General features: G+C 74.0%; 19 protein-coding genes and 1 tRNA gene. 14 read left to right on the plus strand and 6 right to left on the minus strand.

Translation table 11 applies throughout. The features are described from left to right. Window positions 1–10: 10 nt before the first annotated feature. Window positions 11–256 (plus strand): hypothetical protein, encoded by a 246-nt coding sequence (locus tag MET2598_RS0130350; RefSeq protein ID WP_018263424.1) that lies wholly within the window; start codon window positions 11–13, stop codon window positions 254–256. Next, window positions 253–1347, plus strand: a complete 1095-nt coding sequence (locus MET2598_RS37655) for a tyrosine-type recombinase/integrase (RefSeq protein ID WP_018263425.1) — start codon at window positions 253–255, stop codon at window positions 1345–1347. The genes MET2598_RS0130350 and MET2598_RS37655 overlap by 4 nt, the downstream gene beginning before the upstream one ends. A 22-nt stretch (window positions 1348–1369) precedes the next feature. Here the strand turns inward: MET2598_RS37655 and MET2598_RS0130360 are convergent. Further along, a tRNA-Ser gene (locus MET2598_RS0130360) sits at window positions 1370–1459 on the minus strand. Between the two features lie 364 nt (window positions 1460–1823). Here MET2598_RS0130360 and MET2598_RS0130365 point away from each other — a divergent pair. Beyond that, complete coding sequence (locus MET2598_RS0130365) at window positions 1824–2237, plus strand: hypothetical protein (RefSeq protein ID WP_018263426.1); 414 nt, start codon at window positions 1824–1826, stop codon at window positions 2235–2237. Window positions 2238–2250: 13 nt separating this feature from the next. Here MET2598_RS0130365 and MET2598_RS0130370 read toward each other — a convergent pair whose 3' ends face one another. Next, window positions 2251–2907, minus strand: a complete 657-nt coding sequence (locus tag MET2598_RS0130370) for a TetR/AcrR family transcriptional regulator (protein WP_018263427.1) — start codon at window positions 2905–2907, stop codon at window positions 2251–2253. A gap of 73 nt (window positions 2908–2980) precedes the next feature. Between MET2598_RS0130370 and MET2598_RS0130375 the strand changes: the two genes are divergently transcribed. The 3 genes from MET2598_RS0130375 (at window position 2981) to serA (ending at window position 7542) form a co-directional block, all read left to right on the plus strand. Continuing rightward, window positions 2981–4516 (plus strand): FAD-dependent monooxygenase, encoded by a 1536-nt coding sequence (locus tag MET2598_RS0130375; RefSeq protein WP_018263428.1) that lies wholly within the window; start codon window positions 2981–2983, stop codon window positions 4514–4516. A gap of 82 nt (window positions 4517–4598) precedes the next feature. After that, the gene (locus MET2598_RS0130380; protein ID WP_012336037.1) at window positions 4599–5771 is read left to right on the plus strand and encodes a phosphoserine transaminase; all 1173 of its coding nucleotides are present in this window, start codon (window positions 4599–4601) and stop codon (window positions 5769–5771) included. 175 nt (window positions 5772–5946) lie between these two features. Continuing rightward, window positions 5947–7542 carry a phosphoglycerate dehydrogenase gene (gene serA, locus MET2598_RS0130385; RefSeq protein WP_018263429.1) on the plus strand — a complete coding sequence of 532 codons (1596 nt, stop codon included), beginning with the start codon at window positions 5947–5949 and terminating at the stop codon, window positions 7540–7542. A gap of 10 nt (window positions 7543–7552) precedes the next feature. Here serA and MET2598_RS0130390 read toward each other — a convergent pair whose 3' ends face one another. Further along, window positions 7553–7837 (minus strand): hypothetical protein, encoded by a 285-nt coding sequence (locus MET2598_RS0130390; RefSeq protein WP_018263430.1) that lies wholly within the window; start codon window positions 7835–7837, stop codon window positions 7553–7555. Between the two features lie 287 nt (window positions 7838–8124). Between MET2598_RS0130390 and MET2598_RS0130395 the strand changes: the two genes are divergently transcribed. Further along, window positions 8125–8409 carry an exodeoxyribonuclease VII small subunit gene (locus MET2598_RS0130395; RefSeq protein WP_012336034.1) on the plus strand — a complete coding sequence of 95 codons (285 nt, stop codon included), beginning with the start codon at window positions 8125–8127 and terminating at the stop codon, window positions 8407–8409. 95 nt (window positions 8410–8504) lie between these two features. Then, window positions 8505–10502, plus strand: coding sequence for a 1-deoxy-D-xylulose-5-phosphate synthase (gene dxs / locus MET2598_RS0130400; protein ID WP_018263432.1), 1998 nt, complete (start codon window positions 8505–8507; stop codon window positions 10500–10502). A 24-nt stretch (window positions 10503–10526) separates the two neighbouring features. On the opposite strand, the gene MET2598_RS0130405 is transcribed toward dxs, so the two are convergent. After that, window positions 10527–11327 (minus strand): tetratricopeptide repeat protein, encoded by an 801-nt coding sequence (locus MET2598_RS0130405; RefSeq protein WP_018263433.1) that lies wholly within the window; start codon window positions 11325–11327, stop codon window positions 10527–10529. 467 nt (window positions 11328–11794) lie between these two features. Between MET2598_RS0130405 and MET2598_RS0130410 the strand changes: the two genes are divergently transcribed. Continuing rightward, window positions 11795–13153 carry a leucyl aminopeptidase family protein gene (locus MET2598_RS0130410; RefSeq protein WP_018263434.1) on the plus strand — a complete coding sequence of 453 codons (1359 nt, stop codon included), beginning with the start codon at window positions 11795–11797 and terminating at the stop codon, window positions 13151–13153. 229 nt (window positions 13154–13382) lie between these two features. Here the strand turns inward: MET2598_RS0130410 and MET2598_RS37660 are convergent, their stop codons facing one another. Together MET2598_RS37660 and MET2598_RS0130420 are read right to left on the minus strand one after the other, a co-directional pair. Beyond that, window positions 13383–13523: a hypothetical protein gene (locus MET2598_RS37660; RefSeq protein ID WP_012336030.1), complete on the minus strand. Its 141-nt coding sequence runs from the start codon at window positions 13521–13523 to the stop codon at window positions 13383–13385. 75 nt (window positions 13524–13598) lie between these two features. After that, on the minus strand, window positions 13599–14495 hold the full coding sequence (locus MET2598_RS0130420) for a histone deacetylase family protein (protein WP_012336029.1): 897 nt from the start codon (window positions 14493–14495) through the stop codon (window positions 13599–13601). Window positions 14496–14872: 377 nt separating this feature from the next. Between MET2598_RS0130420 and MET2598_RS0130425 the strand changes: the two genes are divergently transcribed. The 5 genes from MET2598_RS0130425 (at window position 14873) to MET2598_RS0130445 (ending at window position 23898) form a co-directional block, all read left to right on the plus strand. After that, on the plus strand, window positions 14873–16771 hold the full coding sequence (locus tag MET2598_RS0130425; protein WP_020493677.1) for an autotransporter assembly complex protein TamA: 1899 nt from the start codon (window positions 14873–14875) through the stop codon (window positions 16769–16771). Beyond that, complete coding sequence (locus MET2598_RS0130430; RefSeq protein ID WP_018263436.1) at window positions 16771–21102, plus strand: translocation/assembly module TamB domain-containing protein; 4332 nt, start codon at window positions 16771–16773, stop codon at window positions 21100–21102. Before MET2598_RS0130425 ends, MET2598_RS0130430 begins: the two co-directional genes overlap by 1 nt. Window positions 21103–21200: 98 nt before the next feature. Then, window positions 21201–21758, plus strand: coding sequence for a TadE/TadG family type IV pilus assembly protein (locus MET2598_RS0130435; protein WP_018263437.1), 558 nt, complete (start codon window positions 21201–21203; stop codon window positions 21756–21758). Next, on the plus strand, window positions 21758–22465 hold the full coding sequence (locus tag MET2598_RS0130440; RefSeq protein ID WP_018263438.1) for a TadE/TadG family type IV pilus assembly protein: 708 nt from the start codon (window positions 21758–21760) through the stop codon (window positions 22463–22465). Before MET2598_RS0130435 ends, MET2598_RS0130440 begins: the two co-directional genes overlap by 1 nt. Beyond that, entirely contained in the window at window positions 22450–23898 is a 1449-nt protein-coding gene (locus MET2598_RS0130445) for a pilus assembly protein TadG-related protein (RefSeq protein ID WP_018263439.1), read from the plus strand. Before MET2598_RS0130440 ends, MET2598_RS0130445 begins: the two co-directional genes overlap by 16 nt. Window positions 23899–23979: the final 81 nt, after the last annotated feature.

Raw genomic sequence — 23979 nt, forward strand, 5'->3', positions numbered from 1 at the left:
CCGCTAGATCATGGCCCGGCAGCACGACCTTCCGCCGAGCTTGGCACCTATCGGTGCTGGGCGGGAAACGGCGGCCGCCTACCTGTCACTGTCAGCCGGCAAGTTTCAGGACCTGGTCAACCGCGGCCTGATGCCAAAGCCGAAGCGTATCGACGGCCGCCTGATTTGGGACCTTGAGGAGGTCAGGCTCGCCTTCAAGTCGCTGCCGCTCGAGGACGAAACAATTGAACCCAATCCCTGGGACGACGTGCCATGAAGCGGAAGCGCTACTTACCGGAATACTGTGACGAGTTCACCGACGTCCGGGGTAAGCGTCGGCTGCGCTTCCGGATGAAGGGTAGGAAAACCGTCTACCCCAAGGCAATTCTCGGCACGCCAGAGTTCCTGGCCGAGTACAACGCCTTCATTGAAGGCAGTAGGGCACCTTTGGTGGTTGGCGCAGCTCGTACGATCACCGGCAGCATCTCCGATTTGATCATCCGCTACTACGCATCCGCCGAATGGAAGGGGCTCGCCGACAGCACGAAAGCGACCTACCGCGGCATCATTGAGCGCTTCCGTGCGGACCATGGCGATAAGCCCGTGGGTCGCCTGGAACGCGAGCACATCAAGCGCATGATCGATCGCAAGGCCGACACTCCGGCTGCAGCGAACAACTTCCTGCGCATCGTTCGCATGCTGATGCAGTTCGCTATTGCGGAGAAGATGCGGCGAGATGATCCAACTGTCGGCGTGAAGAAAGTCCGGTCGAAGTCGACTGGCTTCTACACATGGTCGGAGGAGGACATAGCTGCCTTTGAAGCGCACCATCCTGTCGGCTCGAGAGCCCGGCTTGCGCTCGCCCTGCTCCTCTACACCGGGCAGCGTCGGTCCGACGTGATCCGGATGGGGCGTCAGCACATCCGCGATGGCATGATCACGGTTCGCCAGCAGAAGACTGGAACGACGCTTGAGATCCCGGTTCATCCCGTACTGGCTGCGATCATCACGGCCACTCCGTCCGACCATCTGACATTCCTCGTCACGCGTGAGGGCAAATCCTTCACGGCGGCCGGCTTCGGCAATTGGATGCGCGAAGTTTGCAATGTCGCCGGCCTGAAGCAGTGTGCTTCTCATGGCTTGCGAAAGGCAGCCTGCCGGCGCCTCGCTGAGGCGGGGTGCACGGCAAACGAGATCATGGCCGTGAGCGGCCACAAAAACCTTCGCGAGGTCACGACCTACACCGCAGCGGCGGAGCAAAGACGGCTTGCGTCCCGAGCCATAAGCACCGTTGCGGGTATGGATCGTGAACAGGCATTGGCTAACGGGCCTGAAATGTTAGCCACCATCGGCTCTAAGCCATTGTAAAATAGGTCAAAATAGATGTGCATGGCGGAAGGGGTGGGATTCGAACCCACGGTGGAGTCACCCCCACGGCGGTTTTCAAGACCGCTGCCTTAAACCACTCGGCCACCCTTCCCGGTCTGGGCCGGAGCCGACCTGCGGCGCCCCGGGGCCGGAGCGCGACGGCGCCCAGCCTGTCTAGGGCCTCCCGGAGCGGGGCGTCAACTCGCGCCGCGGTGCCGCGCCGGCGCGCTCACGGTCCGCCCTGCGACAGGCTTGCCGAGACGACGATCAGGCCGACCGCCACGACACTCAACGCGAACATCGCCATGCCGAACCGAGTCCTCGCACCCGTCCCCCGGAGACGGCCGGCCGTCTAGGCGCGCCGCGCGACAGCCGCGTGACACCTCGCGCAACGCCTCGCGCAACACTTCGCGCACGGGCCCGGTCGCGCGCGCTCACCCCTTTCGGAACGAACCACGAACACCTATATCAAGACCATGTTGGACAACACCTTTTTTGCTCAGCTGGACGCCCCGGCCGGGGCCCCGCCGGACGCGGCGCCGCCGGCGCCGGAGCGCCGGGACGGTGCGTGGCGGATCCTGCCGATCGAGGGCCGGTTCGAACTCGTCTACGAGGACGGCAACGGCGCCTGGACGGTCCGCCACCTCGCCGCGCACGAACTCAAGGTCGGCCCGGGCAAGGTCCTGGTCGGCGGCACCGACCGCGACCGCGACGCCTATCGGGGCTTCCGGGCCGACCGCATCCACCGCCTCACCGACCGCGACACCGGCGAGCGCGTCGAGCGCAACATCCTCGACTGGCTGATGCGCCGGGCCGAGGCGGCCCGCCGCAGCCGCGCCGCGGCCCTGCGCCGGGAGCAGCGGCGGGGCGCGGCGCGCGGACCGGCCTGAGCGGCGCCGCCGCTCAGCCGGCGCCGGGCTCCCCGGCGCGCGCCGGCATCGCCCAGTCGAGGAACGCCTCCACGACGGCGCCCGCGTCGAGGGGCTCCTCGGCGCCGTAGAGGCCGTTCCAGACCGTCGCCAGCACGCCCGGCGCGGCGAGCAGCAGCGGGAAGCGCACGAGCGCGTCCGAGGTCAGCTCGCCCCGCGCCAGGGCCTCGGCGGCGAAGCGCCGGACCGCGCCCGTCACCGGGCCGATCACCACGCGCCGGTAGGCCGCCGCCACTGCCGGGAAGCGCCCGCCCTCGGCGATCACCAGCCGCACCACCGCCGCGCGGCGCGTCGCCTCGAGGTCCCGGAAGGCCGGCACCGCGACCCGCCGCAGGAAGTCGCGCAGGCTCTCGCCGGGGCCGGGCCCCTGCCCGCTCAGGCTCGCCACGAGGTCGGCCATCACCTCCCGCAGCACGCCCTCGAACAGGGCCTCCTTGTCCCGAAAGTACAGGTAGAGCGTCCCCTTGGCGACGCCGGCGCGCGCGGCGACGTCGATCATCCGGGTGCCCGAGAAGCCCCGCTCCAGGAACACGCCGAGCGCCGCCCCGACGATCGCCGCCCGCGTGCGGGCGGTCTTCTCCGGGCTCGGGCCGCGCCGGCCCGCTTCCGCTCCCCTCGCCGCCTCAGCCACGCCGCCCCCGCGCCTCCCGCGCCGATTGCAAAAATGACCCGCCGGTCATAGGATGCCCGCAGGAGGATGCGCCATGGCCTCTTCGTCTTCTCCGATCCTGATCGTCGGCGCCGGCCCGACCGGCCTCGTCCTCGCCCTGCGGCTCGCCCGTCACGGGGTGCGGCCCCGCATCGTCGACCGGCGCGCGGGACCCGGCGAGGCCTCGCGCGCCATGGTGGTGCATGCCCGCACCCTGGAATTCTACCAGCAGCTCGGCTTCGCCGACGAGGTGGTGGCGCAGGGCATCCGCATGGGCGGCGTGCACCTGCGCAGCCGGGGCAAGGACGTCGCCGCTTTCCATTTCGGGGATCTCGGCGAGGGGATCAGCCCGTTCCCGTTCATGCTGTGCTACCCCCAGGACGACCACGAGCGCTTCCTCCTCGACCGCCTCGCGCGGGCGGGCGTGACGGTGGAATACGGAACCGAGCTCGTCGGTTTCACGGACCGGGAGGACGGCGTCGAGGCCGTGCTCGAGCGGGACGGGGTGCGGGAGACCGTGAGCGCGGCCTATCTGTGCGGCTGCGACGGCGCCCACAGCCGCGTGCGCCAGGACCTCGGGCTGGACTTCCCGGGCGGCACCTACGCGCAGCGCTTCTACGTGGCGGATGTGCGGCTCGCCGCGCATCCGGGCGACGACGTCTTCGTCAATCTCGGCGTGGACGCCCTCGGCCTCGTCATGCCGGTGCGGTCGAGCGGCATGCACCGGCTGATCGGCATCGTGCCGCCGCCCCTCGCCGGGCGCGAGGAGCTCGGCTTTCCCGAGATCCAGCCCCATGCCGAGGCGCTCCTCGGCGTGCGGGTGGCGGCGGTGAACTGGTTCTCGACCTACAACGTCCACCACCGGGTGGCGGCGCGGTTCCGGCAGGGGCGCTGCTTCATCGCCGGCGATGCCGGCCACATCCACAGCCCGGCCGGCGGCCAGGGCATGAATACCGGGATCGGCGACGCGGTGAACCTGTCCTGGAAGCTCGCCGAGGTGGTGCGGGGCACCGCCCCCCCGTCCCTCCTCGACAGCTACGAGCCGGAGCGGATCGCCTTCGCCCGCCAGCTCATCGCCTCCACCGACCGGGCCTTCCAGGCCGCCATCGGCAAGGGCCTCGGCCACCAGGTGCTGCGCACCCTCGTGGTGCCCCACCTGATGCCCCTGCTCTGGGGCGTCGCGGCGACCCGCCGGATGATGTTCGAGATCGTCTCGCAGGTCCGCATCGCCTATCCGGACAGCCCGCTCAGCCTGGGCCGGGCGGGCGAGGTGCGGGGCGGGGACCGCCTGCCCTGGATCCCGGGCCTCGACAATTTCGCGCCGCTGCGCGCCCTCGCCTGGCAGGTCCACGTCTACGGCACCCCGGCGCCGGCCCTCGGCGAGGCGGCGGCGGCCCACGCCCTGCCCTGCCACGTCTTCGCGCACGGCCCGGAGGCCGCGCGGGCGGGCGTGACGCGGGACGCCGCCTTCCTGGTCCGGCCGGACGGCCACGTCGCCCTCGCCCTGCCCGACCAGGACGCGGCCGCCCTCGGCGCCTACCTGCGCGCGCAGGGCCTGCGCCCGGCCGGGAGCGCCGCGATCGCCGCTTGACCGGCGCGCGCGGCTCGGTCATTCCCGGCGGCGGGACACCTCTCCCCACCGAGAGGCGCCCATCTGGAAGGATGGACACCGCATGACGACCCGGCCCGACGCGCGCCCGCGCGCGCCCTTCTTCTCGTCCGGCCCCTGCGCCAAGCGCCCCGGCTGGACCCCCGCCGCCCTCTCGGACGCGGCGCTCGGCCGCTCCCACCGCGCGAAGCTCGGCAAGGCCAAGCTCAAGCAGGCGATCGACCTCACCCGCACCGTGCTGCAGGTGCCGGACGATTACCGCATCGGCATCGTGCCGGCCTCCGACACCGGCGCGGTCGAGATGGCGATGTGGTCGCTGCTCGGGCCCCGCCCGGTCGAGATGCTGGCCTGGGAATCCTTCGGCGAGGGCTGGGTCACCGACGCGGTCAAGCAGCTCAGGCTCGACGCCCGGGTCACCACGGCGCCCTACGGCGCCCTGCCCGACCTCGCGGCCGTGGACACCCGGCACCACGACGTGGTGTTCACCTGGAACGGCACCACCTCGGGCGTGCGCGTGCCCGACGCGGACTGGATCGCCGCGGACCGCGAGGGCGTGGTGATCTGCGACGCCACCTCGGCGGCCTTCGCGCAGGATCTCGACTGGGCCAAGCTCGATGCCGTGACCTTCTCCTGGCAGAAGGTGCTCGGCGGCGAGGCGGCGCACGGCATGCTGATCCTCTCCCCCCGCGCCGCGGCGCGGCTGGAGAGCCACGTGCCGGCCTGGCCGATGCCGAAGATCTTCCGCATGACCAAGGGCGGCAAGCTCATTGAGGGCCTCTTCGAGGGCGAGACCATCAACACGCCCTCCATGCTGGCGGTCGAGGACTACATCGACGCCCTGCTCTGGGCGCAGGGGATCGGGGGCCTGCCGGCCCTGCGCGCCCGGGCGGACGCGAATGCCCGGGTCATCGCCGCGTGGGTGGCGCGGACGCCCTGGGTCGAGAACCTCGCGCGCGCGCCGGCCACCGCCTCGAACACCAGCGTCTGCCTGGTGATCGCCGATCCCGAGGTGACGGGCCGCGGCCCTGAAGCCGTGGCGGCCCTGGCCAAGGGCATCGCCGCGACCCTGGAGCGCGAGGGCGTCGCCCTCGACGTCGGGGCCTACCGGGACGCGCCGGCGGGGCTGCGGATCTGGTGCGGCGCCACCGTGGAGCGGAGCGACCTCGAGGCGCTGACGCCCTGGCTCGACTGGGCCTTCGCGCAGGAGAAGGCCCGCCTCCTCCGGCAGGCCGCCTGACAGACCGCGCGCGGATCCGCCCCGGCGGTCCCGGCGTCGCGCGCCGCGCCCCCGCCGCAAGCGGGGGAAGGCTGCGCCCTGTCCGGACGGCGCGCGCGGCGGATCCGGCCCCGCATCCCGGATGCCTTGCCCGAGCCTTGCCCAGCCGGAGCCTTGCCCAGCCGGAGCCTTGCCCATGACCACGCAGAAGCGCGTCCTCATCTCCGATTCCCTCTCCCCCGCCGCGGTCGCGATCTTCCGCGAGCGCGGCCTCGTCGCCGACCTCCGGCCCGACCTCGGCAAGGACAAGGAGGCGCTCGCCGCCGCCATCGGGGCGTATGACGGCCTCGCCATCCGCTCGACCACCCGGGTCACGGCCGCCCTGCTCGAGCGGGCCGGGCGCCTGCGGGTGGTGGGCCGGGCCGGCATCGGGGTCGACAACGTCGACGTGCCGGCCGCGACCGCCCGCGGCATCATCGTGATGAACACGCCGCACGGCAACGCGGTCACCACCGCCGAGCACGCCATCGCCCTGATGCTGGCTCTGGCCCGCGAGATCCCGCAGGCGGACGCCTCCACCCAGGCCGGGCGCTGGGAGAAGAACCGCTTCCTCGGCATCGAGCTCACCGCCAAGACGCTCGGCGTCATCGGCTGCGGCAATATCGGGGCGATCGTCGCGGATCGCGGCATCGGCCTGCGCATGCGCGTCATCGCCTACGATCCCTTCCTGACCCCCGAGCGCGCCGTCGAGATCGGGGTCGAGAAGGTCGAGCTCGACGATCTGCTGCGCCGGGCCGACGTCGTCACCCTGCACGTGCCGCTCACCGACAAGACCCGCAACATCCTCTCGGCCGAGGCCCTCGCCCGCACCAAGCCCGGGGTGCGCATCGTCAACTGCGCCCGGGGCGGGCTCGTCGACGAGCCCGCCCTGCGCGCCGCCCTGGACAGCGGCCACGTGGCCGGCGCCGCCCTCGACGTGTTCGCGGTCGAGCCCGCCACCGAGAACGTGCTGTTCGGCCACCCGAGCGTGATCTGCACGCCGCATCTCGGCGCCTCGACGCGCGAGGCGCAGGAGAACGTCGCCCTCCAGGTGGCCGAGCAGATGGCCGACCACCTCCTGCACGGGGCGATCCGCAACGCGGTGAACTTCCCGTCGATCTCGGCCGAGGAGGCGCCGCGCCTGCGGCCCTTCGTGACGCTCGCCGAGCAGCTCGGCTCCTTCCTCGGCCAGCTCACCGAGGCGCCGATCCGCGGCATCCGCATCGCCTTCGAGGGTGAGGTCGCCGCCATGAACCTGCGGGCGCTCACCGCCGCGGCGGTGGCGGGCGCGCTGAGGCCGTTCCTGGAGGGCGTCAACATGGTCTCGGCCACCGAGGTCGCCCGCCAGCGCGGCATCGTGGTGGAGACCACCACCCGCACCGGCACCGCGCGCAACTACGGCTCGGTGCTGCACGTGACCGTCGAGGCCGAGGACATGCCCCGGGACGCGGCCGGCACCGTCTTCCAGGACGGGGTGCCCCGCATCGTCGAGATCCGCTCGATCCCCCTCGAGGCCGCCTTCGCGCCCCACATGCTCTACGTGCGCAACGCCGACCAGCCGGGCTTCATCGGCCGGTTCGGCACGCTGCTCGGCGAGGCGGGGGTCAACGTCGCCACCTTCCATCTCGGCCGCGACCGGCCCGGGGGCGACGCGATCTGCTTCGCGGCGGTCGACCAGCCGGTCTCGCCGGCGCTGCTGCGCCAGATCGAGGCGATTCCCCAGGTCAAGCGCGCGCGGGCGGTCCGCTTCTGAGGCCCGGCCGTCAGTGGCCGCAGAAGGCGGCGCTGCCCGCGGCGGTCGCCGTGCAGAACATCGCCTCCGTCAGGAGGCCGATCCGGGCGGCGGCCTCACGGTTCATCGCCGCGGCGGCCGGGCCGACCTGCATCACCAGCGGGCCGGCCCCGCCGGCGACGGCGGCCAGCACCGCGAGGGCGGCGAGCCGACCGCGCAGGCCCCGGGGCGCCGCGCCGGAAGGGAGGCGGTGCGGGATGGCGCGCGCGGTCGGGGGGTGGGACCGGATTCCGCTGTCGAGGGTCGCGACGCCCATGGATGCCTCCGCCGGTTGAGAGGATCACGGAAGACGACATCCGCGACCGGCCCGGCGCGGTGCGCCACCGCACCCGCCGGGTCCGGCGCGGTCCGAACCCTCGCGCGAGGGCCCGATCCGGGCGGCCGAGGCGCGCGGCCGGCGCCGCACCGCGCCGCCGAACCGGTGTGGCGCAAAGGCTGCCCCTCTCGGAGTTTGGTCCGGTGTCCCCGGGCCAGATCGGCCGAAGGGTTGTTTTGAGACAGGCAGGCGGTCATAAACCTCCGCTCGAAGGAGAGCTTTTCAGGATGACCGCAGTCCGGTCCGATGCCGCATCGGCCGTTCCCCCGTCCGGCCCGGCCGTGACGGGCGATCTGCCTTTCGAGAAAGCCCTCGAAGAGCTTGAGGGCATCGTGCAGCGCCTGGAGCAGGGCAACGTCCCGCTCGACGAATCCGTCGCGATCTACGAGCGCGGCGAGGCGCTGAAGCGGCATTGCGAGCAGCTCCTGCAGCGCGCCGAGGCGCGCATCCAGCGCATCACCCTCGGGGCGGATGGCAGCCCCGTCGGCACGGCGCCGCTCGATGTCGCCTGACGCAGCCCTCCCGCGGCGCCGCCCGCCCCCCGCCCGTCGGCGGCCGTCGCGCGCCCTGGCGCCGCGCCCCCCCTTCCGGACATGAGGATCGTTCGGTGTCACCGCTCAGCCTTCCCCTCCTCGATCGCGTCCGTGATCCGTCGGAGCTTCGCGCCCTGCCGGAGAGCGACCTGGCGCAGCTCGCCGCGGAACTGCGCGCCGAGACCATCGACGCGGTCTCGGTCACCGGCGGCCATCTCGGCGCGGGGCTGGGCGTGGTCGAACTCACGGTCGCCCTGCACTACGTCTTCCACACTCCCGACGACCGCCTGATCTGGGACGTCGGCCACCAGGCCTACCCGCACAAGATCCTCACCGGCCGGCGCGACCGCATCCGCACCCTGCGCCAGGGCGGCGGCCTCTCCGGCTTCACCAAGCGCGCCGAGAGCCCCTACGATCCCTTCGGCGCCGCCCACTCCTCCACCTCCATCTCCGCCGGCCTCGGCATGGCCGTCGCCCGCGACCTCGCCGAGGCCGCCGCCCGCGCCCGCGGCGAGACCCCCGAGCGCCGCAACGTCGTGGCGGTCATCGGCGACGGATCCATCTCCGCCGGCATGGCCTACGAGGCCATGAACAACGCCGGCGCCCTGCGCTCCCGCCTCGTCGTCATCCTCAACGACAACGACATGTCCATCGCGCCCCCGGTCGGCGCCATGTCGGCCTACCTCGCCCGCCTGGTCTCCGGCGACACCTACCGCTCCCTGCGCGACACCGCCCGCCAGTTCGGCCGCCTGCTGCCCAAGGCCCTCTACGACACCGCCGTGCGCGCCGAGGAATACGCCCGCGGCATCCTGGCGGGCGGCGGCACCATGTTCGAGGAGCTCGGCTTCCACTACGTCGGCCCGATCGACGGCCACAACCTCGACCACCTGCTGCCCATCCTCAAGAACGTCCGCGACGCGCCCGAGGGGCCGGTCCTGGTCCACGTCGTCACCCAGAAGGGCAAGGGCTACGCCCCCGCCGAGGCCGCCGCCGACCGCGGCCACGCCGTGGTCAAGTTCGACGTCGTCTCCGGCCAGCAGGTCAAGGCCAAGGCCAACGCCCCGACCTACACCCGGGTGTTCGGCGAGAGCCTGGTCAAGGCGGCGGACGCCGACGACAAGGTGGTGGCGATCACCGCCGCGATGCCCTCCGGCACCGGGGTCGACCTGTTCGCCAAGGCTCACCCGGGGCGCACCTTCGACGTCGGCATCGCCGAGCAGCACGCCGTGACCTTCGCGGCCGGGCTGGCGGCGGAGGGCTACCGGCCGTTCTGCGCGATCTACTCGACCTTCCTGCAGCGGGCCTACGACCAGGTCGTGCACGACGTGGCGCTGCAGAACCTGCCGGTGCGCTTCGCGCTCGACCGGGCCGGCCTGGTCGGGGCGGACGGGGCGACGCATGCGGGGGCCTTCGACCTGGCCTACCTGTGCTGCCTGCCCAACATGGTGGTGATGGCGGCCGCCGACGAGGCGGAGCTGGTGCACATGGTGGCGACCGCCCACGCGCACGATGCCGGCCCGATCGCCTTCCGCTACCCGCGGGGCGAGGGGGTGGGGGTGGACCTGCCCGAGAAGGGCGAGGTTCTGGCGCTGGGCCGCGGCCGGGTGATCCGGCGGCCGGAGGGGGCGCGGGTGGCGCTGGTGAGCCTGGGGACGCGCCTGGCGGAGGCGCTGAAGGCGGCCGAGCAGCTGGAGGAGCGCGGGATCGGGGTGACGGTGGCGGATGCGCGCTTTGCCAAGCCGCTGGACGAGGCGCTGCTGCTGGATCTTGCGGGCAGCCACGAGGTGCTGGTGACGGTGGAGGAGGGCTCGACCGGGGGCTTCGGCGCGATGGTGCTGCACCTGCTCGCGGGGCGCGGGGCGCTGGATGCCGGGACGGTGCGGGTGCGCACGCTGACCCTGCCGGACAGCTACCAGGACCACGACACGCCCGAGCGCATGTACGCCCAGGCCGGCCTCGACGCCCCCGCCATCGTCCGAGCCGTCGAGCACGCGCTCCCGGACGAGCCGCGGGCCGCCAAGCGGCCCGCGCGCGACTCGAACGTGGTGAGCGTCTCCCGCCGCCCGCGCTGAGCGGAGCCCGCCCTTGAGCGGCGCTCAGCCCGCGGGCTTGCGCTTGCGGGCATCCGCCGAGCGGATCGCCTGCCAGCCGTTCGGCTGCGCCACGAAGGCCCGGAGCGCCGCGGCGTTCTGGGCCGCCTCCGCGCCGCCGAGGTCGCGGCGCATCAGTTCCTCCGCCTCGGCCGAGCGCCCCTCGAGCCCGAGCACCAGGGCGAGGTTCTGACGCACCCGCGCGTCGGCGCGCGGATCGGCGGCGGCCTGCCGCAGCACCCGCTCGGCCTCGGGCAGGCGCTTGGCCAGCGCGTAGGAGAGGCCGAGATTGGACAGCACGCTCGGCTCGCCCGGGACGATCTTGAGGGCGGTCTCGTAGTAGCGCTGGGCCTGGGCGTGGTCGCCCATCTGGTCGGCGACGGCGCCCTGGGCCGAGAGCACGCGCCAGTCCGGATTGGCCGGCGAGTGGGCGTTCTGGAGAACCTCCGCCGCCTCGCCGAACCGCCCGGCCTCCGCCAGGGTCTTGCCGTAGGCCGCGAGCACCGCCGGGTTCTTGGGGTTGCGCAGGGCCGTCTGCTGCAGCACCGCGACGGCCTGCGCGGTCTGCTCGCTGGCGCGCAGCGCCCCCGCATACGCGATGGCGGTGCCGACATCGGCCGGATCGCGGGTGTAGCGCGCGGCGAGCCGGTCGAGGTCGCGCCGAGCATTGCCGGCGCCGGTGCCGACATCGATCGAGCCGGTCGTCGTCGGCGAGCGCGACAGGCACCCGGACACGAGCAGCGCCATCGTGCCGGCCGCGAGAAGGCGCACCAGGGCGGAACGCGACACGTCGACGGGGGACCCCATCCGGCTCTCCTCAGGCGGGCTCGGGCGGCCCAACGCGCCGCCTCGCTGCCCGGAATAGGGTGTTAACCCTAACCGGGGGTTAACGAGGCGGCATTGATATCGTTGAGAAATCATCCGTTGCGGGCGCCGTTCGGGGATTGTCGTCCCGTGTCGGTCGCCGATGAGCGGGGAGCCGCGCCGCCGGGAGCGAGGCCCTGTGCTCGCGGGACCCTGCGTCAACCGCCCGCCCGGGACCAGGGAGCGCGCGGTCGATGCGCAGCCCGACGGGGCGATGGACCTCAGCGGGGTTGCGCGGCCGCACAGCCCGCCCCGAAGGCACCGGAAGCGGGATCGTCGACCGGCCGCAGCGTCGGGCCCGGCGCGGCACGGCGGATGCGGTGGCGCCGCGCGCCGCGCGGCCGGTGTGACAAGGCCCGGTCGGCTGCGCTAGGCAGCGGTGCACCTCCTCTCGAACCCGGGACCCGCCCGTGACCTCATCCCCCGACGCCTCCGCCGCCCGTCCGATCTGGTGCGTCACGGCGGAGGGATGGCCCGCCCTCGCCGAGACCCTCCCGGCCGCGGCCGCCGCCTACGCCCGGGCAACCGGCTTCTCGGCCAAGCCCGGGAGTCACTGCGTGCTCCCCGGGGCGGACGGGAGCCTCGCGGGCGTCGTCCTCGGCATCGACCCGAAGGGGGATCCCTTCGCGCCGGGCAAGCTCGCCGACGCGCTGCCGGAGGGCGATTACCGCTTCGCGGCGGCCCCGCCAGACCCGCTCCTCGCCGCCCTGGCCTGGCGGCTCGCCGCCTATCGCTTCGCCCGCTACCGCGACCGGCCGGCGCCGGGGGCGGTGCTCGCCACGCCCGAGGGCGTCGACGCGGCCGAGGTCGAACGCGTCGCCGCGGCGGTCGCGGCGGGGCGCGACCTCGTCAACACGCCCGCCAACGACCTCGGCCCGGCCGAGATCGAGGCCGCGGCGCGCGGCCTCGCCGCGCGCGCCGGGGCGGCCTGCACGGTCGTGTCGGGCGAGGCCCTGGAGCGGGATTTCCCGATGATCGCCGCGGTCGGGCGCGCCTCGGACCGGGCGCCCCGCCTCATCGACCTGACCTGGGGCGATCCGGGGGCCCCGAAGGTCACCCTGGTCGGCAAGGGCGTCGCCTTCGACACGGGCGGTCTCGACATCAAGCCCTCGGCCGCCATGCTGCTGATGAAGAAGGACATGGCGGGGGCCGCCGCCGCGCTGGCCGCCGCCGAGATGGCGATGGGGGCGGGCCTGCGCCTGCGCCTGCGCGTCCTGGTGCCGGCCGTCGAGAACGCGATCTCGGGGAGCGCCTTCCGGCCGGGCGACGTCCTGCGCAGCCGCCGCGGCCTCACCGTGGAGATCGGCAACACCGACGCGGAGGGCCGCCTGATCCTCGCCGACGCGCTCGCGCTCGCGGACGAGGAGAGCCCGGACCTCCTCGTCGATTTCGCGACCCTGACGGGCGCGGCCCGCGTGGCCCTCGGCCCGGACCTGCCGGCCCTGTTCACGGAGGATGACGGGCTGGCCGCCGAGATGGCCGAGATCGGGCGGGCGGTGAACGATCCGGTCTGGCGGCTGCCGCTCTGGGCGCCCTACGCGAGCCTGCTCGACTCGAAGGTCGCGGACGTCAACCACGTCTCGGGCGGCCCCTTCGCGGGCGCGGTCACGGCGGCCCTGTTCCTGCGCCGCTTCGCGACCGCCGCGAAGGCCCACGTTCACCTCGACCTCTACGGGTGGAACCCGAGCACCAAGCCCGGTCGGCCGGAGGGCGGCGAGGTGCAGACCGCGCGCCTCGTCTACGCGTTGCTGCGCCGCCGCTACGCCTGATCCGGGATCCGCTCGATCGAAGCGGATCCCGGATCACGAGCCCGCGCGGCGCCTGAGCGAAGCCCAAATCCGCCATCCCGAAGGGATCAAGCGGATTTGGTATGACAAGCCCGCGCGGCGCCTGAGCGACGCCGAGATCCGCATGGCCGAAATGGGAGATGGCGAAGCCATCACCCGGATGTCGGATGACGGGACCGAGCGGCGCCCGGGCGCCGCTCGGGGCGCCGCCTCAGCGGCGCAGGATCTTGGTGACGATGCGGCCGACGAGCGTGCTCGAATCGGCGTTGCGGGTGTCGTAGCGGTCGCCCGGGCGGGCATTCGGATCGTCGTTGCCCAGGATCTTGGTGACGATGCGGCCGATCAAGCTCATGGCCTTCCCCTCCGGCTGGCGGGCGGCGAGCGCCCTCTCTCCGCTGTCAACGAGGCACAGGCTCAGCCGTTCCGCTCAGGCCCACTCGGCCATGGCCTCGAAGACGAGGGCGTGGCGGGCCGCGAGCGCGTCGATCTCCGTCGCGTAGCCGCCGCCGATCACCGCCGCCAGGGGGATGCCGCGGCGCCGGGTCTCGCCGACCACGTGGCGGTCGCGGGCGAGGAGGCCCTCGTCCGTGAGCGCGAGCCGCCCGAGCCGGTCGTCCCGGTGCGGGTCGACGCCCGCGTTGTAGAAGACGAGGTCGGGCCGCAGCGCGTCGAGCAGGCGCGGCACGTGCCGGACCAGCGCGGCCATGTAGCCGGCGTCGTCGAGCCCGTCCGGCAGCCCGACATCGAGGTCGCCCGGCACCTTGTCGGTCGGGTAGTTCCGCTCGCCGTGCATGGAGAAGGTGAACAGGTCCGGCTCGCCCGCGAGGCAGTCGGCGGTCCCGTCGCCCTGGTGCACGTCGAGGTCGATGACGAGGGCCCGCCGGATCGCGCCCTCGCGCAGGAGCGCGAGCGCCGCCACCGCCACGTCGTTGAGGACGCAGAAGCCCCCGCCCCCGGCCCGCCTGGCGTGATGGCTGCCGCCCGCGGTGCTGCCCGCGAGCCCGCCCGCGAGGGCGAGCCGCCCGGCCAGCAGCGTGCCGCCCGCCGAGGCGAGGGAGCGGCGCGCCACGCCCGCATCGACCGGCAGGCCGATCCGCTTCTCGACCGCGCGCGGCACCGTCGCGGTGAGCACCTGATCGACGTAGGCGCGGTCATGCGCCAGCGCGACGGTCGGCGCGCCGGCCGGCTCGGGCCGCACGAACCCGTTCGGCACCAGGCCGCGCGCGCGCAGGATCTCGGCGAGGCGGCCGTATTTCCGCATCGGGAAGCGGTGGCCCTCCGGCAATTCGGCCTCGTAGGCCGGATGGAACACGATCGGCAGCATGGCTCCTCCTCGACCGCGCCCACCGCAATCGGACCGGCCGCGCCCGGCCGGCCGCGGCGGGACGGTCGCGGCGCCCGCACCCGGGCGATATCGTCGGCGGCGGCCCGGCGCGAAGCGCGACCGCACGCCGCAAGCTCTCCGGCCGGGGTTGAGGGATCGCGCCGCTTGCTCTCAAAGTGGCACGCGCCGCGCTCCGGCGTGGACACGGTTTGAACACGAACCCCGCCGACCCTTGCGGCATGGAGCCGACCTGTGGGCAACCGGGGACAGCGAGCAGCCGGAGCATGCCGGACAGGAGACGGATCGCAGGCGGCGCCCGGGCCGGGCGCCGCGCCGGGGGGCGCCGCACCGGAGCGCTCGCCGTCGTCGCCTGCCTGATGGGCGCGCCGGAGGCGCGGGCCTTCGACCTCTTCGGCCTGTTCGGCAGCGAGGAGGCGCCGCCCGTCCCCCGGCCCGACGCCCTGCCCTACGCCCTGCGCGTCCAGGGCGTCGAGGACGACGACCTGCGCACCGCCCTGGAGGATGCCTCGAGCCTCCACCGCCTGCGGGACGAGCCGCCGCCCGACGCCGAGGGCCTGCTGCGCCGCGCCGAGGCCGATGCCGGCCGCCTGCTCGACGTGCTCTGGGGCTACGGCTATTACTCGGGCACCGTCACGGTGCGGATCGAGGACGTCGTGCTCGGCGGCGAGGCGGCGGCCCGCGCCGCCCTGCGCGCGGCCGAGGCCGCCCGCGACCGCCGGCTCGTGGCGGTGCGGATCGCGATCACGCAGGGCCCGCTCTACCGGCTGCGGCGGCTCACGGTGCGGGACGCCTCCGGCCTCCCCCTCGACCTGCCGGACCGCCTCACCCGCAGCGCCGACGAGTCCGGCCGCTCGGCCACGGTCCTTGCCCGCCAGGCCCGGATCGTCGATCACCTGCGCGCGCAGGGCCACCCCTTCGCCAGGGTGGTGCGGCTCGATCCGGTGGCGGACCACGCGGCCCGGGCGCTCGACGCGACGCTGACGGTCGATCCCGGGCCGGCGGCGCGGCTCGGCCCGGTGACGGTGCGGGGCGCGGCCGGCCTCGACCCGGCGGTGGTGCGCTCCTTCATCTACGCCGAGCCGGGCGATCCCTACTCCCCCGAGGCGATCGCCGGGATCCGCCGCTCGGTGACCCGCCTGGAGGCGCTCGGCGGCGTGCGGGTGCGCGAGGCCGACGGCCTCGACGCGGAGGGCCGGCTCCCGGTCTTCGTCGAGGTGAGCGAGCGGGCCCCGAACCTCCTCGGGGTCGCGGCGCGCTACTCCACGGTCGACGGGCCGGGCGTGCGGGGCTACTGGGCCCACCGCAACCTGTTCGGCGGCGGCGAGAGCCTGCGGCTGGACGCCGACCTGTCCTATCTGGGGCTCGGGCAGGATTACTACGCGCGGCGCCGCAAGCTCGCGGGCATCGAGACGAACGGCCTCGGCGGCCGGCTCGCCGCCACCTTCGTCAAGCCGGGCCTGCTCGGCACCCGCAACGACCTCGTGGCGGGCGCCTTCGTCGGCCGCGAGGTCCAGCAATCCTACTTCACGGACGCGGCCGGCGGCACGGTGGCGCTGCGCCACCGCTTCGGCGACGCGGCCTCGGTCCAGGCGGGGATCGAGGGACAGGTCGGCTCGTCCCGGGACGCGCTCGGCAAGGTCGATTACCGCCTCGTCGGCCTGCCGGTCTCGGTCGCCTACGACTCGACCGACAACCTCCTCGACCCGACCCGGGGGATCCGCCTCACCGCCGCGGCGACCCCCTATCCGGGCTTCCTCGGCTCGGATCCGGGGATCTTCCTCGCCAAGGCGCAGGGCTCCACCTACCTCGCCCTCGACGACGAGGCGCGCACCATCCTGGCGGCGCGGGTCGGCTTCGGCTCCATCACGGGGGCGAGCCTGGAGCGGATCCCGGCCTCGCTGCGCTTCTTCGCGGGCGGGGGCGGCTCGATCCGCGGCTATGCCTACCGCACGGTCGGCCCGATCGGTCCGTTCCAGCTGCCGATCGGCGGCCGCTCGCTCCTCGAAGGCTCGCTCGAGGCCCGCATCAGGATCACCGACACGATCGGCCTCGTGCCGTTCCTGGACGCCGGCACCGCCTTCGCGTCGAGCCTGCCGGATTTCGACGAGCGGATCCGCTACGCGGCGGGCCTGGGCCTGCGCTACTACACGGGCATCGGCCCGATCCGCGTCGACCTCGCGGCGCCCCTGAACCCCGACAAGGCGCTCAAGCAGCCGCCCGTCGCCCTGTACATCAGCATCGGGCAGGCCTTCTGATGAACGCTGCCTTCGCGGCCCGCGCCGGCCGCCTGCGCCGGGCGCTCCTCGCCGGCCTCCTCGTCCTCGCCCTCGCCCTCCCCCTCGCCCTCCTGGCGGCGCAGGGGCGCGGCCGCGCCGCCGAGGGCGAGACCACGATCCTGGGCGATCTCCTCTCCCGCGCCCTCTCGACGCCCGCCTCGCGGGTCTCGATCGGCGCCGTCGACGGCGCGCTCTCCTCCGACGCCACGATCCGCGACGTGGCCATCGCCGACCGCGAGGGCGTCTGGCTGCGCCTCGACCGGGCGCGGCTGATCTGGCGGCGCACCGCCCTCCTCGCCCGGCGCCTGGAGATCGACCGGCTGGAGATCGGCCGCCTGGAGGTGCTGCGCCGGCCCCTGCCGAACCCGGTCGCCACCGCCTCCGACGGCCCGCTCCTGCCCGACCTGCCCGTGAAGGTCGAGGTGAAGGCCTTCACCCTCGACGAACTCGGCCTCGGCGCGCCGGTGCTCGGCGAGGCCGCCCGCCTCGCCGGGGCGGGCCAGGCGCGGCTCGGCGACCCGGGCGAGGGGCTCGACCTCGCCCTCGGCATCCGCCGCCTCGACCGGCCCGGCACCGCGACGCTCCGGCTCGCCTACGTGCCGGAGGGCCAGCGCCTCGACGTGAAGCTCGCCCACGACGAGCCGCAGGGCGGCCTCGTCGCGCGGGCCCTCGCCCTGCCGGGCCTGCCGCCCGTCACCCTCGACCTCGACGGGCGCGGCCCCCTCGACGCCTTCGGGGCGAGCCTCGCCTTCCGGGCCGGCGACGAGATCGGCGCCGAGGGGCGGGCCCGCATCGACCGGGTCGAGGCCGGGCGGCGCATGGTCCTGGACCTCGCCTCGCGCATCGAGGGGCTGGTGCCCGGGCCGGCGGCGGCGGTCTTCGCGGGCACGACCCGGCTCGACGGGGCGCTGCTGTTCTCGCGCGACGGCGCCTCCCGGATCGAGCGCTTCGCCCTCACCTCCCGGACCGCGACGCTCACCGCCGCCGGGGGCCTCGACGCGGCCGGACGGGCCGACCTCGCGCTCGCGGCCCGGGCGCTGCCCACCGAGGGCGGCGTCACCCGGACCGGCGCCGGCGAGGTCGAGGCCCTGACCTTCGACGGATCCCTCACGGGACCGCTTTCGGCCCCGGCCCTGCGCGGCACGCTGCGGGCCGCGGGCCTGCGCGCGGCGGAGAGCCGCCTTGCCAGGATCAGCGCCGACCTCGCGGTCGAGCCGCTGCCGAGGCTGCCGGCGGGCCAGTCCTTCCGCCTCGCGGCCGACGCGGCCTTCGAGGGCCTGCACCTCGCCGACCCGGCCCTGCGCCGCGCGGTCGGGCCCGAGGCGCGCTTCGCCCTGCGCGGCGAGCTGCGCCCGGACGGGGTGGCCGACCTCCGGACCCTCAGCCTCGAGGCGCCCGGGGCGAGCCTGCGCTACGCCGGCCGGCTCGGCCGCACCGAGGTGGCCGGGACCCTGCGGGCGGAGCTCGGCGACCTCGCCGCCTTCTCGCTGCTGGCCGGACGCCCGCTCGCCGGGCGGCTCTCCGCCTCCGCCCTCCTGTCGGGCGATCCCGGCCGCGGCGGCGTCGCGGCGGAGCTGGAGGCGGCGGGCGAGGGGCTCGCCCTCGGCACTCCCGCCCTCGACCGCAGCCTCGGCCCCGCCCCCCGCCTGAGCGGCCGCCTGACCCGCCTGCCGGACGGCTACGCGGTCGAGCGGGCGCGGCTCGAGGGGCGGGCCGTCAGCGCCACGGCGGAGGGCCGCGCCACCCTGGCGCAGGCGAACCTCGCCGCCCGGCTCGACCTCGCCGACCTCGCCGCGCTCCACCCGGACCTCGCGGGCGCCGCCCGCCTCGGCGCGACCCTCACCGGCTCGCTGGAGCGGCCCGACCTCGCGCTCACCGCCGAGGCGCCGCAGGGCTCGGCCCTCGGGCGGCCCCTGCGCGACCTCGTCCTGGCGGCGAATCTGCGCGACGTCACCGGCCGCCCGGACGGGACGCTCACCCTCTCGGGCCGGGTCGGGGGCAAGCCGCTCGCCGGGGAGGCCCACCTCGCCCGGCGGCGCGGCGACTGGGCCCTCGACCGCCTGGGCTTCAGCCTCGGCTCGGTGGAGCTGCGCGGCGCCGCCGCGATCGATGCCGGGAGCGGCCTCGCCGAGGGCGAGCTCGGCCTCAGGGCCGGCAGCCTCGACGACCTCTCGGCCCTTGCCCTCACCCGCCTCGCCGGCCGGCTCGATGCCGGGATCACCCTGGCGCGCCGCGACGGCCGCCAGGACGCGCGCGTCCGGGCGGCGGGCGAGGGGCTCCGGGCCGGGCAGATCGCCCTGGCGCGGCTCGACGCCGACCTCGCCGGCAGCGACCTGCGCGCGGCGCCGCGCCTCGACGGCCGCCTCGCCGCCGAGCGGCTGGTCGCGGCGGGCGAGACCGTCGAGACCCTGCGCTTCGAGGCGCGGCCCGCCGCGGAGGCGAGCGACCTGACGATCCAGGCGCGGGCGCGGGGCTTCCTCCTCGACGGGGCCGCCCGGCTGGAGGCCGGCGAGGCCCCGCGCCTCGACCTCGTCCGGATCGCGGCCCAGCGCGGCGGCGACCGCCTCGCCCTCGCCGGCCCGGCGACTTTGCGCCTCGACGGGCGCGACCTCGTGGTCGAGCATCTCGGCCTGGCGGCGGGCTCCGGCCGGGCGAGCCTCGACGGGCGGATCGGGCACCGGCTCGACCTGCGGGCGAGCCTCTCGGCCGTGCCGCTCTCCCTGGCCCGGCTCGCCGACCCGCGCCTCGCCGTCTCCGGCACGCTCGACGGGGAGGTCAGCCTCGCCGGGCCGGCCGGCAGCCCCGAGGGACGCTACGCCCTGCGGGTCGCCCGGCTCGCCACGCCGGAGACGCGCTCGGCCGGCCTGCCGCCGGTCGAGGCGCGCCTTCGGGGGGAGATCCGCGACGGGCGGGCGGGCCTCGACGGCACCGTCGCGGCCGGGCGGGGCCTCGCCGTGACCCTCGGGGGCTTCCTGCCGGTCGAGCCCGGCGGGCCGCTCGGCGTGACGGCCCGGGGCAGCCTCGACGCGGCGCTCGCCAACACGCTCCTCTCCGCCTCCGGCCAGCGCCTCGCCGGCCGGGTCGCCCTCGACGCCGAGGTGACCGGGCCCCTCGCGGCGCCCCGGGTCGGGGGCGGCGCCACGCTCACCGGCGGCAGCTTCACCGATCCGCTGCGGGGCATCCGCCTCGACCGGATCGAGGGCCGGGTCAGCGGGCGCGGCGACGCGCTGGCGATCGAGCGCCTCACCGCCGCCACCCGCAACGGCGGCACGCTGAGCGCGACGGGCCGGGTGGCGGTCGATCCCGGCGCCGGCTTCCCGGGCAACCTGACCATCCGGGCCGACCGCGCCGAGCTCGCCGCGAGCCCGCTGATGACGGCGGTCGCCGGGCTCGACCTCGCGCTCACCGGGCCGCTCGCGCGCACCCCGCGGATCGCCGGCCGGGTCGAGGTGATCTCGCTGGCGGTCGGCATCCCGGACCGCCTGCCCGCCACCGTCGAGCCCCTGCCGGGCCTGCGCCACGTCAACGTGCCGGAGGCCGAGCGCGGCCGCCTGGCCGCCCGGGCCCGGGAGCGGGCGCGGGCCGGACGCCGGGCCGCGCCCTTCGACGCGGCCCTCGACCTCGCCGTCTCGGTGCCCGGGCGCATCGTGGTGCGCGGCCGCGGCGTCGATGCGGAACTCGGCGGGTCGCTGCGCCTCACCGGCACCTCGCGGGCGCCGGTGGCGAACGGGAGCTTCGCGCTGCGCCGCGGCCGGATCCAGATCGTCGGCCAGCGGCTCGATTTCACCCGCGGCCGCGTCGGCTTCGCGGGCGACCTCACGGCGCCCGACCTCGACTTCGAGGCTCAGACCCAGGCCGGCGACGTGACCGCCCGCATCGCCGTGAGCGGCCCGGCCGACCGGCCGGTCTTCGCCCTCAATTCCGAGCCGCCCCTGCCGCAGGACGAGGTGCTCTCCCGCCTCCTGTTCAAGAAGGCCTCGGGCGGCCTCTCGCCCTTCCAGGCCCTGCAGCTCGCGCAGGGGGTAGCGCAGCTCTCCGGGAATGCGGGCGGGCCCGACGTGTTCGAGAGCGCCCGCAAGGGGCTCGGCCTCGACAGCCTCGACGTGCAGGCCGGGTCGAGGGGCGGCGCGGCGGTCGGGCTGTCGCGGGCGCTCGGGGACCGGCTCTCGGTCGGGGTGAAGGCCGGCGCCCGGCCGGAGGACAGCGCCGCCACGCTCACCTACGACGTGACCGGGCGCATCAAGGTCCAGGGCGAGGCCGGGGCGAACGGCGCCGCCGCGCTCGGCGTCGGGGCCGAATGGGAATATTGAGCGACGGCCGCAGGAGCGGCCCGTCCTTCCCGAGGAACGGCAGGCGCCAGCGGGCCCGCTTAAGCTATCCTTAGACGATCTGACCTAGGGTCAGTCACATGGATGTGCTCGGAAAATTCATTCGCGCCCGCGGCGGTGCGGCTGCCGTCGAGTTCGCCCTGGTGGCGTCGATGCTGACGCTGATGCTCAGCTTCGTGCTGATCCTCGGCCTCAGCCTCTACGTCAATCAGGCCGTCGACCTCGCCACCGCCAAGGCCGCCCGCCAGATCATGACCGGAGCCGTGCAGTTGCAGGCGACGCAGATGACGACTTCGCAGTTTCGCGATCAGTTCGTCTGCCCGCCCCTGCCCGCGCTCGTCTCTTGCAACAGCGTGATCGTCAAGCTCTACAAAGTCGAAGTCAAAGCACGCATGGATAATTATTTCCGGTTTCTGACGGATGACTGGAGCTCTCTGAGAATTCCGCAACCGCTGCCGGGAGACGACGTGTTCCAGCTCGGCATCCAGGGCGATTACCAGTACCTGCTGGTGATATACCCGATGCCCCTGATCCCGCCGGGCCTCGCCAGCCTGCTGTCGAACCTCACCGCCGTCGCGAACGGCCGGCCGGCGCTCCTCGCGGTCGCGACCGCGGCCTTCCGCAACGAGCAGTACTGATGAGGTCCCCCGCCTCGCGCCTGCAGGGCTTCCGCCGGGACGGCCGCGCGATCGCGGCGGTCGAGTTCGCCCTGCTGCTGCCGCTGCTGCTGCTCATCATCCTGGGCGGGTTCCAGATCGCCGCCTACGCGGACAGCCTCAAGCGGATCGAGCGCATCCCGGCCGCGGTCGGCCAGATGCTGACGCAGGCTCCGCCGCCCGAGCGGTCCGGCTCGATCGCCCAGCTGGGCGCGGGGGAGATCGACATCGTCATCAGCGCCGCGTCCGTCCTGTTCCCCTACGCCCTGCAGCAGGCGGCCCGGCGCGGCGTGCTCTGGTCCGACGTGATCTCGATCAACGCGGCCAGCGTGGTGTTCACGCCGACCGGGGCGATCTGCAGCGACCCGGCCGACCTGACCCGCTGCTTCACGGCGAGCCTCGCCTGGACGACCGGCCGCCGCGGACCCCACCGCGCCTGCGGAGCGCCGCTGCAGCCCGTCGACAACGATGCCCCGCCCGCGCCGGGCCGCCTGCCCCGCTCGCTGTTCGGGCCGGGCTCGGTGATCGTGGTCGACGTGGTGTTCACCTACGTGCCGGTCTTCGGCTCGTCCTTCGTGCCGCCGGTCCGCATCGCCCGCTCGGCCTATCTGCAGCCGCGCTACGCCAGCCAGATCACCGTCAACCCAACCACCAACGATGGGAGCATCCTCGTATGCTCGGGATCCTGAGGCGCCGCCGCGCGCGCGCGGCGGGCTTCGCCGGCGCGGCGTCCGGCAATGTCAGCCTCATCGTCGCCTTCTCGCTGATCCCCCTGATCGGGATGATCGGGCTCGGCGTCGATTACGGCATGGCGGTCGGGGCCAAGACGAAGCTCGACCACGCCGCGGACGCGGCGGCGCTCGCCGCCGTGGTCACCGCCAAGGCCTACGTGGCCGCCAACGCCAAGAACTGGAACGTCTGGGACATCGCCGTGGCGGAGGGCCAGGCCCGGGCGGCCAACGCCTTCGCGGTCAATGCCGGATCGGTGCCCTTCACGCATTTCGCCCTGGATCCGATCCAGCTCACGCGCAGCGGCCAGACCTTCGAGGCGACGGTGACCTACACGGCGACCGTGTCCAACAATTTCGGGCCGCTCTTCGGCATCCGCACCACCGCGGTCTCGGGCAGGGCGGTGGCGACGACCAGCGTGCCGAGCTACCTCGATTTCTATCTCCTGATCGACGTCTCGGGCTCGATGGGACTGCCCTCGACGACGGACGGGCAGGCGCAGCTCGCGGCCCTCAATCGGATCGACTTTTTCAAGGTTTATCAGCAGGGATGCCAATTCGCCTGCCACTTCCCGGGATTCGTCGGCTACGACCTCGCCGTGTTCAACAACATCCAGCTGCGGTCCGGCGCCGTGAACGTGGCGGTCTGCAACCTCATCAAGCGCGCCGCCCAGCCGGAAGTCGCCAATCAGTACCGGGTCGGGCTGTACCCGTTCATCACCCAGATGGGGACGCTCCAGGACCTGACGGCCGATACCAGCGCCCTCAACCTCAAGGCGGGCTGCGCCGCGTCGAACCCGATGGTGTTCACGCAGCTCCTCGACACGGGCGCCACCCAGCTCGACAGCAACGGCGATCCCTCGACTGGCGTGGGCAGTGGCGGCACGCATTTCGAGACGTCGCTCACGTCCATGCTGGCGACCATCAAGGCGAACGGCTACGGTGACGGCTCAACGCAAATCAAGCCGAAGCCTTTCGTCTTTCTGATCACGGATGGAATGCAGAACAACCAATGGCACTCTATACAGATAAATGGCAAACGCTACTATTCCGGATCTCCATCGAAATTCAGTGCATATCCCCACGCTAATTGGTCGCCGGGCGGATCCGATCCGGTTCCGATGGACTGGGGATACTGCGACACGCTCAGGCAAGCCGGCGTGACGGTGTCCGTCCTGCTGATTCCCTACATCAAAATCGATTTCACGTATGTGAAGAGCGACATCGCCGACGAGAACAACAAGGTCAACGGGTTCAGCTCGGGCCTGCCGGACGTCGCAAGGCAATGCGCCTCGCCGGGCTACTTCCAGATGGCGGACACGCCCGAGGCCATCGACAGGGCGCTCGACGCGATGTTCATGAAGGCGACCCAGGTCGCCCACCTGAAGGAATGAGGCCGGCTGCCTCGATCGCGCGGGATCGGGTGTCATGCGACATCCGACCGATTGCGTCGCCATGCGGATGTCGGCTTCGCT

This window comes from Methylobacterium sp. WSM2598 (genome assembly GCF_000379105.1).
Taxonomy (GTDB): domain Bacteria; phylum Pseudomonadota; class Alphaproteobacteria; order Rhizobiales; family Beijerinckiaceae; genus Methylobacterium.